The organism is Xanthomonas sp. NCPPB 1826, assembly GCF_056725285.1.
In genome coordinates this window covers 3,385,939-3,398,614 of record NZ_CM161521.1, presented here as the reverse complement: position 1 = coordinate 3,398,614, position 12,676 = coordinate 3,385,939, and the positions used below count along the sequence as shown (strand labels likewise).

Below are 12,676 nucleotides of genomic sequence, written 5' to 3'. Positions count from 1 at the left end.
GCTCTGCACACGCGGACATGCCGGTCCATGCAGGTATCGGCGCGTGACAGGAATATTTAGGCCAAATTCAGTGCAGTGACGGATTTGAGAAATCCATCACTGCCTGGGCATTAATTGCTCAGCTTTGTCGCAAGCAGGCTCAGGAAACCAATGTCCTGGACAGTCCTGCAGGACAGATAGCCGCCTTTCAGCCGACTTCTTTAATGCGTGCGGCCCGGATCTGCGCACGGCCGCTGCCGCGAAAACGCATGAAACAGGCGGCATGCGTCACGCCCGGCATCGCAATGTTGCGAAGGGCGTTAGTGAAAATGCCGCATTGGCCCGGATTGACTTCGCGCCGCGATCGCAACGCGCCCGCCGCGTGCTTGCGTCCTGCACGGTCGAGAGCGCTGCATAAAGCAGGCGCAACCGACCGCGCAGCGCGCTTATCTCGGCGCCAGCATCGTCAGCAGCCCACGTGCGGCGTTGAAGCGGTCCGCGCCTTCCGGTAGCGGTAGCTTGATGCGCAGTTTGTCCGGGCCGTCCATGGTGTAGATCTTGGGCTGCTTCTGGATCATTTGGATCACCGCGACCGGATCGATCGCCGGTTTCGCCTCGAAGACCAGCCGGCCGCCGTTCTCGCCCAGGTCCAGCTTGCGCACACCCAGCGCATTGGCCTGCAGCTTGAGCTCGGCAATCGCGAACAGGTGCTTGACCGGGTCCGGCAGCAGGCCGAAGCGGTCGATCATCTCCACCTGCAATTCGCGCAGCGCATCGGCGTCGCGGGCGCTGGAGATGCGCTTGTACAGCGTCAGGCGCGTATGTACGTCGGGCAGGTAATCCTCGGGAATCAGCGCGGCCACATGCAGTTCGACCTCGGCACCGCGGACCTCCTCACCGGCATCCAGGTCCGGCAGCTTGCCCTGGCGGATGCTGCGCACCGCGCGTTCCAACAGCTCGGTATACAGGCTGAAACCGACCTCGGCCATCTGCCCGCTCTGGTCTTCGCCCAGCAGCTCGCCGGCACCGCGGATTTCCAGATCGTGGGTGGCCAGGGTAAAGCCGGCACCGAGCTCGTCCATGGAGGCGATCGCCTCCAGGCGCTTCTCCGCATCGGAGGTCATCGAGCGACGATCCGGCACCACCAGGTACGCGTAGGCGCGGTGATGCGAGCGGCCGACGCGTCCGCGCAGCTGGTGCAACTGCGCCAGGCCGAAGCGGTCGGCGCGGTTGATGATGATGGTGTTGGCATTGGGGATGTCGATGCCCGATTCGATGATCGTTGTCGACAGCAGCACGTTGAAGCGCTGCTTCTGGAAATCCAGCATCACCCGTTCCAGCTCGCGCTCGGGCATCTGCCCATGCGCGATGCCGATGCGTGCTTCCGGCACAAGCTCGGACAGCTCGCGCTGCATGCGTACGATGCTTTCCACATCGTTATGCAGGAAGTACAGCTGCCCACCGCGACTGAGCTCGCGCTGGAAGGCCTCGCGCAGCAGCGCGTTGTCCCAGGCGGTGATGAAGGTCTGCACCGCCAGCCGGTTCGGCGGTGGGGTGGCGATGATCGACAGGTCGCGCAGCCCGGCCATGGCCATGTTGAGCGTGCGCGGGATGGGGGTTGCGGTGAGCGTGAGCAGATGCACGTTGGCGCGCATCGCCTTGAGCGCTTCCTTCTGCCGCACGCCGAAGCGCTGCTCTTCGTCGACCACGACCAGGCCCAGGTCCTTGAACTTGACGTCCGGCTGCAGCAGCCGGTGCGTGCCGATGATGACGTCGATCTCGCCGCTGGCGACCTTCTCCAGCTCGGCCTTGATCTCCTTGGTGCTCTTGAAGCGCGACAGCACTTCCACCTTCATCGGGTAATCGGCGAAGCGGTCGCGGAAGTTGCGGTAATGCTGCTCGGCCAGCAACGTGGTCGGCACCAGCACCGCGACCTGCTTGCCGGCGCTGGCGGCGGCAAATGCGGCGCGCACGGCCACCTCGGTCTTGCCGAAGCCGACGTCGCCGCAGACCACGCGGTCCATCGGCTGGCTGCTGCCCAGATCGCGCAGCGTCGCATCGATGGCCGCCAGCTGGTCGGCGGTTTCCTCGAACGGAAAGCCGGCCGCGAACGGTTCGTACATCGCCCGGTCCACCTGCAGCGCCAGACCGGCACGCGCACGTCGGCGGGCCTGGATTTCCAGCAATTCGGCCGCCACGTCGCGGACCTTTTCGGCCGCCTTGCGCTTTGCCTTGGTCCATTGCTCGCCGCCCAGCGAATGCAGTGGCGCGGTCTCGGCCGAGGCGCCGGAATAGCGGCTGATCAGATGCAGCTGCGCCACCGGCACATACAGCCGGTCGCCCTTGGCGTACTCGATTTCCAGGAACTCGCCGGGCATGCCGCCGGCGTCGAGCACGATCAGGCCGCGGTAGCGGCCCACACCGTGGTCCTCGTGCACGATCGGCGCGCCTTCGGACAGCTCGCCCAGGTCGCGGATGATCGCTTCCGGCTCGCGTCCGACCCGGCGGCTGCGGCGCGGCTGGTTGGCGCGCTCGGGAAACAGCTGGCGCTCGGTCAGCACCGCAATCTGCGGGGCGTCCAGCGCAAAGCCGTCTTCCAGCGGCGCCACGGTGATGCCGAAGCGCAGCTTGGGCGCCGCCAGGAAGGCGGGCAGGTCGGCGACGACCTCCGGCTTCAGCTGCGCGGCGGCCAGCACTTCCATCAAGGCTTCGCGCCGGCCGGCGGTATCGGCGGCCACCAGCACGCGGCCGGGGTAATGGCCCAGGAACGAGGCCAACGCCTGACCAGCCGGGGCGTCTTTTGCCGCCACCGGCAGCGGCGGCAACGGCTGGTCGCCCAGCGCGGCGGCCTCGTCGATGCGCGGATGGTCGCTGGCCCAGACTTCGATGCGCGCCAGCTTGTTGAGCCGCTCGCGCAGTGCGTCCGGCGACTGATACAACTCGTCCGGCGTCAGCAGCGGGCGCTCCACATCGTGGCGGCGTTGCTCGTAGCGGTCCTGCGCCTGCGCCCAGAACGTGTCGGCCGCGTTGGAGACGCCGGTGGCGACCAGCGGCAGCACGCGCTTGTCCAGATAATCGAACAAGGTGGCGGTCTTGCTGAAGAACATCGGCAGGTAATACTCCACCCCCGACGGCGCCAGCCCCGACTTCAGATCCTGATACAACGCGCTGCGCCGGGTGTCCACGTCGAAACGCTCGCGCAGGCAGGCCAGCACACGCTCCACGCTGGCATCGTCCATCGGCACTTCACGGCCGGGCAGCAGCTTGACGGCCTCGACCTTGTCCAGCGAGCGCTGCGATTCCGGGTCGAAGGCGCGGATCGAGTCGATATCCTCGTCCAGCAACTCGATCCGCAACGGCGTGGCTTCGCCCATCGGGAACACGTCGAGCAGGCCGCCGCGCACTGCAAAATCGCCCGGGTCCATCACCTGCGGCACGTTGCGGTAGCCGGCGCTTTCCAGACGGCGTTTTTCCGCATCCAGATCCAGCCGCTGGCCGACCTTGAGATCGAAACTGCCGCCGACGATGTAGCTCAGCGGTGCCAGTTGCTGCATCAGTGTCTGCACCGGCACGATCACCACGCCACGGGTCAGTGTGGGCAACCGATGCAGTGCGGCCAGGCGCTGGCTGATGATCTCCGGGTGCGGGCTGAACTGGTCGTAGGGCAGGGTTTCCCAATCGGGAAACGGCACCACCGGCAGCGTCGCATGCTCGCCGAGCAAGGCATGCAGATCCGCCTCGATCTGATGCGCGCTCTGGTTGTCGCGGGCGATCACCAGCAGCGGGCCGGCATGCACCTCGGCGGCGCGTGCGATCGACCAGGCCAGCGCAGTCGGCGAAGACGGAGCGCGCCAATAGGCGCGGAGCTGGCCGGACTTGGGCAGCGGCGGGGAGGGGAAGGTGGTTGGCGACGGCATCAGCCGGCAATTTTACCAGAGCCCCCACCGCGGCCGGTCCATCCGGCGTGAAAGCCGGCGTCGGCCCACCTGCGCCGCGTTGATCGGATGTGCGGCGCACTCGCCATCTGCATACCGACCACCCCGACAGGTCAACAATCAAAGCCAGGTGAGTCGAGGGTGCGGCGTCCTCACCGCTCGCGGGACACGCCGTGAATCCGTCCGTGGAGGCTCGGTGGCGGCATCCATGCCGCCACACGGTCCCGCAATCGGCGAGGACACCGCCCCAGACAGGTAGTCGGTCGTTTAAAAAGCTGGTCCGCTGCCCTGGCTTTCTTGCGGAACGCGCGGACGCGCTCTTGCCTGACACCGTGCTGCTCGCACTATGCGGACCGACCATCCCGACAGGTCCTTGCCTGCTTACCGTCGCGGGACCTTACGCGGCATGGATGCCGCGTAAGAGCCTACATGGACGTACTTGCGGCGTGTCCTGCGATGGTGGGCGGGCAAGGGCGCTGCAGCCAAGCAGCAGATCAACAATCAAAGCCAGGTGAGTCCAGGGTGCGGCGTCCTCACCGCTCGCGGGACACGCCGTGAATCCATCCGTGGAGGCTCGGTGGCGGCATCCATGCCGCCACACGGTCCCGCAATCGGCGAGGACACCGCCCCAGACAGGTAGTCGGTCGTTTAAAAAGCTGGTCCGCTGCCCTGGCTTTCTTGCGGAACGAGCCGACGCGTTCTTGCCTGACACCGTGCTGCTCGCACTATGCGGACCGACCATCCCGACAGGTCCTTGCCCGCTTACCGTCGCGGGACCTTACGCGGCATGGATGCCGCGTAAGAGCCTACACGGACGTACTTGCGGCGTGTCCCGCGATGGTGGGCGGGCAAGGGCCTTGCAGCCAAGCGACAGATCAACAATCAAAGCCAGGTGAGTCAAGGGCGCGGCGGCCGTCCCAATCCCCAATCCCCAATCCCGAATCCCAGCCCCTCAGGCATCCAGCTCGAGCACCATCCGCACCAGCTCCGGCGAATCCGGATGCGGCTGCGGCTTGAAGCCCAGCGACTCGGCCAGCTGCAGCATCGGCACATTGCTTTGCAGCACGTCGCCGAACAGGCAATCCAGGTATTTGCGCCGTGCCCACTTGACCAGCTTGCGCATCAGCTGCCGTCCCAGCCCCTGGCCGGCGACGAAGCTGCTGACCAGGATGGTGTACTCGGCCTGGCGGGTGCCCGGCACCAGCGCTGCGCGCGCCACCGCACCTACCAGGGCTTCGCCCGGGGGCAGCTGTTCGGCGGCCACCAGGACGATCTCGCTCTTGGGATTGGGATGGGTCAGGCGCTGCACCATCTCCGGGGTGATTTCGGCGGAGGAACGCACGAAGCGCGCGCGGATTTCCTCCGGTCCCAACAGGCTGAAGGCACCCTGCAGCGGCGGACCGTCCTCGGGACGGATCGGGCGGAGCAGGAGCGTGCGGCCATTGGGCAGGCTGAAGTTTTCATGCCAGGGAGGCATGCGATTGCGAATGGCCATGACCGGTGTTCCTTAAAGATCGGAAGATTCTGGCACCAGCCCAGCGCACAACCGTGAATGAATCCGGTGCGCCGCTGGGGCCGTCAGGGGGTGGCAGTGCTTCCCTCATCACTGTACCGAGCGATACCGTGATCCAGTCGTGAGTATGCAGCCGCGTTCGCCAGTACGAGCAGGCGCTGGCATCGCCGACTCAGGCGTCCTGGCGCAGCCACTCCAGCCGGGTCGATGCACCTGCTTCGCCTAGATGCTGCTTCAGCACCGGCAGCGCGGGCGCCAGCACCTGGTCGAACTGCCACGGCGCATTGACGATCAGCAGCCCGCTGCCGGTCAGGCGCAGCGGCGAGTCGTCCGGGCGCACCTGCAGCTCGGCCACCAGCACCGACTTGGCCGGCAGCGTGGCGGCCTTGCGCATGAACGGCTGCAGGCTGCGGCGCAGCTTGATCGGGTACCACACCATGCAGATCGCCTGCGGCCAGCGCGCCAGCGTCTCGCGCACGCTGTGGATGACCTGCGGGTACTCGGCTTCCTGCGCCTCGTACGGCGGGTCGATCAGCACCAGCCCGCGGCCGATCTTGGTCTCGCCCGCACGTGGCGGCACGAATGCGCGAATCGCCTCGTAGCCATCGCCGGCATGCACGCGCACGCGGCTGTCCCTGGCGAACAGGCGCTTGAGCGCCTCGGCCTCTTCCGGCTGCAACTCGCAGAACGCCATGCGGTCCTGTTCGCGCAGCGCCTGCGCCGCCAGCAACGGCGAGCCGGGGTAATGGTTGATCTGGATGCCGGCGGTGGGGCGCGCCGGCTTCTGGCCGGGCGTGGCCGGGCGGGCGACGGTGTGGTTGTCGGCCTGCACCGCGCGCAGATAGCGCTCGACCACCTCGGGCAGGGTCGATTCGGCCATCAGCCGCATCACCCCGGCATCGGCCTCGTTGGTCTTGCGGCTTTCCTCGCCGCCGAGCTGGTAACGCCCGCGTCCGGCATGGGTGTCGAGCACGAAGAACGGCGTGTCCTTGCGCTTGAGGGTGTCGATCAGCGCCAGCAAGGCGATGTGCTTGAGCACGTCGGCATGGTTGCCGGCATGGAAGGCGTGGCGATAGTTCATCGCGGCAGTGTACGGGCCGCGCCAGCATGCGGCTATGCTGCGCGCCATGTCCGAGTCCCCCGCCCGCGTGCTCGTCGTCGAAGACGAAGCCGCCATTGCCGATACCGTGCTGTACGCGCTGCGCAGCGAAGGCTATGCGCCCGAACACTGCCTGCTGGGCCGTGACGCATTGGCACGCCTGCGTGCCGACCCGGCCGATGTGGTGGTGCTGGACGTGGGCCTGCCGGATATCAACGGCTTCGAGGTGTGCCGCACGCTGCGCGGGTTCAGCGACGTGCCGGTGATCTTCCTGACCGCGCGCAACGACGAGATCGACCGTGTGCTCGGCTTCGAACTGGGCGCCGACGACTACATGGCCAAGCCGTTCTCCCCGCGCGAGCTGGTGGCGCGGGTGCGCGCGCGGCTGCGTCGTCGCCATGCGGCCGCCGTGGCGGAGCCGGGCTGGCAGCCGCATGGCGCGTTTGCGATCGATCGCGAGGGCAGCCGCATCCGCTACGGCGATGCGCTGCTGCCGCTGACCCGCTACGAGTACGCGCTGCTGTCGGCGCTATTGCAGCGCCCCGGCGCGATCCTGAGCCGCGCGCAGCTGATGGACCGCGGCTGGGACGCCAGTGCCGACAGTGCCGACCGCACCGTGGACACCCATATCAAGACGCTGCGCGGCAAGCTGCGCCAGGCCGGCGTGCCGGCCGACCCGATCCGCACCCACCGTGGCCTCGGCTACGCGCTGGAGCTGTAACCATGGCCGCGCGCAGGCATCGCGTTGTTCTTCGGGCCGGGGCCTGAGATGCGGCTCGGTCTCAAGCTGTTCCTAGGCTTCTTCCTGATCGTCGGGCTGGCCGCGTTCTTCGTGATGCGGGTGTTCGTCAACGAGGTCAAGCCGGGCGTGCGCCAGGCGATGGAATCCACGCTGGTGGACGCGGCCAACGTATTGGCGGAAATGGCCAGCGGCGAGCTGGCTGCCGGCACCATCGCCAGCGGCAGCTTTGCGCGCAACGTGGCGCAGGCGCAGCGGCGCGACCCCAAGGCCTGGGTGTGGCGATTCCGCAAGAACAATGTGGCCTACCGCGTCACCGTCACCAACGCGCGCGGCGTGGTGGTGTTCGACTCGCTGGGCCGCGATGTGGGCCGCGACAACTCGCGCTGGAACGATGTCTATCGCACCTTGCGCGGCGAATACGGCGCGCGTTCCAGCCCCGAGGTCGATGGCGACCCGACCGCCACGGTGATGCATGTGGCCGCACCGATCTACGCGCCGAATGACCCGGCCAAGTTGATCGGCGTGCTGACGCTGGCGCAGCCCAATCGCAGCATCGACCCGTTCATCGAGGCCAGCCAGCGCAACATCCTGCAACGCGGTGCCTGGCTGATCGGCATTTCCGCGCTGATCGGCATCTGGATGACCTGGTGGCTGATGCGAGGCATCGGCCGGCTCAATCGCTACGCGCAGGCGGTAAGCGCCGGCGTGCCGGTGCCGCCGCCGGAACCGCGCGGCGATGAAATCGGCGACCTGGGCCAGGCGCTGGAAAGCATGCGGCGCAAGCTGGAAGGCAAGGCCTACGTGGAGCAGTACGTACAGTCGCTGACGCACGAGATGAAGAGCCCGCTGGCGGCAATCCGGGGTGCGTCCGAACTGTTGAGCGAGCCACTGCCGGAAGCCGATCGCCAGCACTTTGTCGCCAGCATCCGCGCGCAGGAGCTGCGCCTGACCGAAACCATCGACAAGCTGCTGGCGCTGGCCGAGGTGGAGCAGCACGGCTGGCTGCAGACGCGCGAGCGCATCGCGGTGGCTGGCCTGCTGCAGGCGGCCGTGGATGCCGTGCTGCCGCGCGCGGCAGCGGCCGGCGTGCTGCTGGAACGCGATGCCGCCTCCGACACGGCGCGCGGGCAGTACGTGCTGGGCGATGAATTCCTGCTGCGCCAGGCGCTGATCAACCTGCTGGAAAATGCCATCGCGTTTTCATCGCAGGGCAGCACCATCCAGCTGCGTGCGCAGGTGCTGAAGGAACAGCTGCAGCTGGTGGTAGAAGATCGCGGCAGCGGCGTGCCGGACTACGCACTGGAACGGGTGTTCGAACGTTTCTATTCGCTGGCCCGCCCGCAGACCGGGCAACGTAGCTCCGGCCTCGGCCTGCCGTTCGTACGCGAAGTCGCGCGCCTGCATGGCGGCGAGGCGACGCTGGGCAACCGCGAGGGCGGCGGTGCGATCGCCACCCTGCGCCTGCCCATCGGCTAAGCGCGGCTAGCAAACCGTAGCGCGCAGTCGTCAGGTGGGTGCGGATGGCGCGCAGCACCAGAGTGTACGGGTGGTACCTGCCGATTCCGCGCATCGGCCGCGCCCACCTGGCGGCTACGCAGCAGGTTTGTTGGCGGCTCTGAACCGCATTGCATGCCGTCTGTGCACAGGCCGGCTGCCGACGGTGGCGGTATCGCGGTGGCACGCAAGCGGCATGCGCCAGGCACATGCCGCATCCGTGTCAGCCGCGCATCGCTGTGCGCAGCCGCTGTGTGTCAGTGCACCACGTCGGCCCCGATGACGTCCTTGGCGACCACCGACCAGGACAGCTTGCCAAAGCCCTTGTTGCCCCACTCGGTGCCCCAGCTGTTTTCGACGAGCAGCCCTTCGCTGTCGTAGCCCAGCGCGATCACCGCATGCCCGCCCAGGATCGGCGTCTTGGTGTCGTAGTCGACCTGGTTTTTTGGCGTGAGGTCTTCGAACCCCTGCCTGACATAGAAGCCGATCGCCACCGGCGTGGACGAGGCCAGCGCGAGTTTGATCTGTTCGATCAGGGCCCGCCCGCCATTGCCGTCGCCCGAATACAGCACGGTGTACTTGCGGTATGGCGTGGGGTTCTTGGCGGCGTTGGCGCGGTCGGCCGCAGTGGGTGGGTTCTTCCAGTTGTAGTTGCCCCACGAATAATGCTGCTCGGTGTCGATGCCTTGGGCCAGCGCGACGTCCAGCGGCGCTTCCAGCGTGGAGCCCTCATCGACGCCACCGTTGACCTGGCTGTAGAGATACATCGGGGCGAAGCGGGTTTGTGCCTGCTTGTTGGCGTTGGCATACCAACCGGTCAGGGTGTGGGCGTTTGCCCATGACGCACATGACCCCACCTGGCCCTGGTCGCCCGGGGTAATTGCCCAGGCAGTCAGGTCCACCGTGGCGGGCAGGGGTTTGTCGGCGCTGGCAATGCCGAACAACGGAGTGACCGGCTGCATCAATGACGAGGGTTTCAGGCCCATCCCGTGCATTGCCGCCTGTGCGGCGGCGGAGGACAGGCTCAGGGCAGCGAGCAGGCAGAGCGTGAGCGAACGTTGCTTGGTCATGAAGGCAAACTCCAGGCGAGAGAGAGGCAGTCGTGCGCGTTTCAGGAACCATGGCCGGCAGGCGGGCATGCGTGTGCGACACCGCCGCTGCGGCGCGTAACGTTGAATGCGGATGCCGCGGAACCACGGAACTGCAACGCCGTGATCAACGCAGACTCGAGAAAAGCAATGGCCCCGTGATGCGCAACTGCACTCGCATCCTTGCGCCTGGCGGCGAAGCGCGCGGCGGTGATGCGAAACCCTGGCGATGCAACGGAAGCATGTCCTGGGCCTCTGTTGCATTTTTGATGGGCAAAACCTGCATTTCCTAACGGGATCACAGTGCCGGTCGCCGAGCCTGCCGATCGCCCACTTCACATTCGCTTCAAATTCGCCTCAAACCTGCGACACCGGCGCAACGCACCCTGGCGACCTCCCAGACTGAGGAAGGTCGATGAAATCCCTGAAACTGTTGTTGCGCTTCGCCACCATTGGCGGACTGATCCTGTTGTTGCTGATCCCATTGCTGTTGATCCGCGGCACGGTGCAGGACCGTGCGCGTTACCGCGACGAGGCGGTGGAGCGGGTGGCGCAGAGCAAGGCCGGCGAGCAGCAGTTCATCGCGCCGGTGCGGGTGCTGCCGTTTACCGAGGACGTGCAGGTCACCGAGCCGGACGAGCAGGGCAACCCGCGCAAGGTCTGGCGCAAGCGCGACGGCCAGTTGCTGCAGACCCCGCGCACGCTCGCCCTGAGCGGCGAGCTGACCCCGTCCGAGCGCAAGATCGGCCTGTTCCGCGTGCAGGTGTATTCGTGGAAGGCCAGGCTCAAGGCCGAGTTCGACCCGTTCGAGTATCCGGCCGTGGCCGGTCGCCGCTATGGCCGGCCGCATCTGGCGGTGGGCATTTCCGATGTGCGCGGCCTGGTCGGCACGCCGAGCCTGCGGGTGGACGGCCGCAGCTTGCCGCTGGAGAGCGGGGCCGGTGGCCTGGTGGGGCGCTCGGCCGGTATCCATGCCGATCTGCAGCCGCTGGGCGATGCGCTGACCGGCACGCTGGGCGATGGCAACCTGGTGGAGATGTCGTTCGTGCTGGATGGCACCCGCAGCCTGGCGATCGCACCGATTGCCGACAACAACGACATCGCGCTGCGCTCGGCCTGGCCGCATCCGCTGTTCGGCGGGCGCTTCCTGCCGAATGCGCCGACGATCGGTGCGCGCGGTTTCGATGCGAGCTGGTCGTTGTCGTCGCTGGCCACCGGTGCACAGACCCAGTTGCAGTCCAGCCAGTCGTCGCTGGATACGCTGGAGGTGCGGCTGGTCGATCCGGTCGACGTGTATACCCAGGCCGACCGCGCCAGCAAGTACGGCATCCTGTTCGTGGTGCTGACCTTCGTGGCGTTCGTGTTGTTCGAGTTGATCAAGCGTCTGCCGATCCATCCGCTGCAATACCTGCTGGTGGGTCTGGCGCTGGCGATCTTCTTCCTGCTGCTGCTGAGCCTGTCCGAGCACATCGCGTTCTGGCAGGCGTATCTGGTCTCGGCTGCGGCGTGTATCGGCCTGCAGTTCTTCTATCTGTCCGGAGTGTTGCGCAGCTGGGCGCGTGCAGCGGGGTTCTCGGCGATGCTCACGGCGTTGTACGGGGTGCTCTACAGCCTGTTGATCTCCGAAGACAACTCGCTGCTGATGGGATCGCTGCTGCTGTTCGGCATCCTGGCCAGCATCATGTGGGTGACCCGCAAGCTCGACTGGTACGAGCTTGGCAACAGCCTGCGCTGAGGCCGGCATGCGCGCTCACGCACAGTTGCACCGGCGGGCGCAGCGTTTGCTGCCCGCCGGGATCGACACGGTGGCGCTGCTTCCCGCAGCGTTGCCGCAGTATTGGGAAGCTTCGCCGTTGTCGGCCTTGCCCCTGCGCCGCGACGGACGCCGCGGCGTGATCGGCCTGCGCCTGCATGCAGGCACCGCACAGGCGTTGCGCCTGGGTGGTAGCGGGTTCCTGCAGGCGGCGCAGCGGCAGGACGCGGCGGCAGACAACGCGCGTCCGCGCCGCTACGGGCCGTGGCAGCGGTTGAGCAACGGCAGCTACTGGGCGCGCAGCACCGATGCGCTGCTCGGTGTGCTGCTGGCCAGCGAGGAGGCGGCGGTGTGGTTGCTGTGGCAGCAGCCGGCTGCGGCGGCTCCGGGCAATGGCGGCTGGCTGCGCTGATGTACGGCGGCGCAGCTGCGCCAAGCTGGCTTACCATGGCCGGCATGAGCGGCTCCTCCCTGATCGTTGAAACGGTGCGCGGCACGCAGGTGCTGCCGCATCTGGCTGCGGTGGCGCAACTGCGCATCGCGGTGTTCCGCGCCTGGCCGTACCTGTACGACGGCGACGCCGATTACGAGCGCGGCTATCTGGCCGCCTACGCGGCCTCGCCGGACAGCGTGTTCGTGCTGGCACGCGATGGCGATGCGGTGATCGGCGCCTCCACCGGGCTGCCGCTGCTCGACGACAGCGAAGCCTTCCATGCGCCGTTCCGTGCCGCCGGCATCGACCCGGCCAGCGTGTTCTATTTCGGCGAATCGGTGCTGCTGCCGGACTATCGCGGGCAGGGAATCGGCCACGCATTTTTTGACCGGCGCGAGGCGCATGCGCGTGCACTGGGCCGCTTCGCGCTCACTGCGTTCTGCTCGGTGGAACGCGCAGAAAACGATCCGCGCAAGCCGGCCGACCATCGACCCAACGATGTGTTCTGGCGCAAACGTGGCTATGCACCTCAAGCGGACATGCGCGTGCAATTGGCGTGGGCGGAGTTGCAACACGGCGAGATCGACCACAGTCTGCGGGTATGGACGCGGCCACTGCCGCCGTGACCGAGTCACTTCTT

At 67.0% G+C, this 12,676-nt stretch carries 9 protein-coding genes and 1 other RNA gene; 5 read left to right on the top strand and 5 right to left on the bottom strand.

Annotated elements, in window-relative coordinates; translation table 11 throughout:
- Window positions 1-425: 425 nt before the first annotated feature.
- The 3 genes from mfd to AC1PLA_RS14355 all read right to left on the bottom strand — a co-directional run bounded on the left by mfd (window position 426) and on the right by AC1PLA_RS14355 (window position 6,508).
- Window positions 426-3,896 carry a transcription-repair coupling factor gene (mfd, locus tag AC1PLA_RS14365; RefSeq protein WP_481104809.1) on the bottom strand — a complete coding sequence of 1,157 codons (3,471 nt, stop codon included), beginning with the start codon at window positions 3,894-3,896 and terminating at the stop codon, window positions 426-428.
- Between the two features lie 970 nt (window positions 3,897-4,866).
- The gene (locus AC1PLA_RS14360; RefSeq protein WP_024939889.1) at window positions 4,867-5,409 is read right to left on the bottom strand and encodes a GNAT family N-acetyltransferase; all 543 of its coding nucleotides are present in this window, start codon (window positions 5,407-5,409) and stop codon (window positions 4,867-4,869) included.
- Window positions 5,410-5,599: 190 nt separating this feature from the next.
- Window positions 5,600-6,508, bottom strand: coding sequence for a 23S rRNA (adenine(2030)-N(6))-methyltransferase RlmJ (locus AC1PLA_RS14355; protein ID WP_016902309.1), 909 nt, complete (start codon window positions 6,506-6,508; stop codon window positions 5,600-5,602).
- Between the two features lie 34 nt (window positions 6,509-6,542).
- Between AC1PLA_RS14355 and creB the strand changes: the two genes are divergently transcribed.
- Together creB and creC are read left to right on the top strand one after the other, a co-directional pair.
- Window positions 6,543-7,247, top strand: a complete 705-nt coding sequence (gene creB / locus AC1PLA_RS14350; RefSeq protein WP_016902310.1) for a two-component system response regulator CreB — start codon at window positions 6,543-6,545, stop codon at window positions 7,245-7,247.
- Between the two features lie 48 nt (window positions 7,248-7,295).
- Window positions 7,296-8,744, top strand: a complete 1,449-nt coding sequence (gene creC, locus AC1PLA_RS14345) for a two-component system sensor histidine kinase CreC (RefSeq protein WP_481104808.1) — start codon at window positions 7,296-7,298, stop codon at window positions 8,742-8,744.
- A gap of 4 nt (window positions 8,745-8,748) precedes the next feature.
- Here creC and AC1PLA_RS14340 read toward each other — a convergent pair.
- Together AC1PLA_RS14340 and AC1PLA_RS14335 are read right to left on the bottom strand one after the other, a co-directional pair.
- Window positions 8,749-8,823: non-coding RNA, sX9 sRNA (locus AC1PLA_RS14340), on the bottom strand.
- Between the two features lie 196 nt (window positions 8,824-9,019).
- Window positions 9,020-9,832 (bottom strand): C1 family peptidase, encoded by an 813-nt coding sequence (locus AC1PLA_RS14335; RefSeq protein ID WP_481104807.1) that lies wholly within the window; start codon window positions 9,830-9,832, stop codon window positions 9,020-9,022.
- Window positions 9,833-10,265: 433 nt separating this feature from the next.
- On the opposite strand from AC1PLA_RS14335, the gene creD reads away from it, so the two are divergent.
- Genes creD through AC1PLA_RS14320 form a run of 3 tightly spaced genes read left to right on the top strand, consistent with a single transcriptional unit; the run spans window position 10,266 to window position 12,662 of the window.
- Window positions 10,266-11,585, top strand: a complete 1,320-nt coding sequence (gene creD, locus AC1PLA_RS14330) for a cell envelope integrity protein CreD (protein ID WP_104559383.1) — start codon at window positions 10,266-10,268, stop codon at window positions 11,583-11,585.
- Window positions 11,586-11,592: 7 nt separating this feature from the next.
- Window positions 11,593-12,015 (top strand): hypothetical protein, encoded by a 423-nt coding sequence (locus tag AC1PLA_RS14325; protein WP_039522411.1) that lies wholly within the window; start codon window positions 11,593-11,595, stop codon window positions 12,013-12,015.
- Complete coding sequence (locus tag AC1PLA_RS14320) at window positions 12,012-12,662, top strand: GNAT family N-acetyltransferase (protein WP_481106206.1); 651 nt, start codon at window positions 12,012-12,014, stop codon at window positions 12,660-12,662. The genes AC1PLA_RS14325 and AC1PLA_RS14320 overlap by 4 nt, the downstream gene beginning before the upstream one ends.
- The last annotated feature ends 14 nt before the right edge of the window (window positions 12,663-12,676 follow it).

Coding starts and splice junctions, on each gene's coding strand:
- mfd (WP_481104809.1), bottom strand. CDS start 3,896: ATGCCGTCGCCAACCACCTTCCCCTCCCCGCCGCTGCCCAAGTCCGGC.
- creC (WP_481104808.1), top strand. CDS start 7,296: ATGCGGCTCGGTCTCAAGCTGTTCCTAGGCTTCTTCCTGATCGTCGGG.
- AC1PLA_RS14355 (WP_016902309.1), bottom strand. CDS start 6,508: ATGAACTATCGCCACGCCTTCCATGCCGGCAACCATGCCGACGTGCTC.
- creD (WP_104559383.1), top strand. CDS start 10,266: ATGAAATCCCTGAAACTGTTGTTGCGCTTCGCCACCATTGGCGGACTG.
- creB (WP_016902310.1), top strand. CDS start 6,543: ATGCTGCGCGCCATGTCCGAGTCCCCCGCCCGCGTGCTCGTCGTCGAA.
- AC1PLA_RS14325 (WP_039522411.1), top strand. CDS start 11,593: ATGCGCGCTCACGCACAGTTGCACCGGCGGGCGCAGCGTTTGCTGCCC.
- AC1PLA_RS14335 (WP_481104807.1), bottom strand. CDS start 9,832: ATGACCAAGCAACGTTCGCTCACGCTCTGCCTGCTCGCTGCCCTGAGC.
- AC1PLA_RS14360 (WP_024939889.1), bottom strand. CDS start 5,409: ATGGCCATTCGCAATCGCATGCCTCCCTGGCATGAAAACTTCAGCCTG.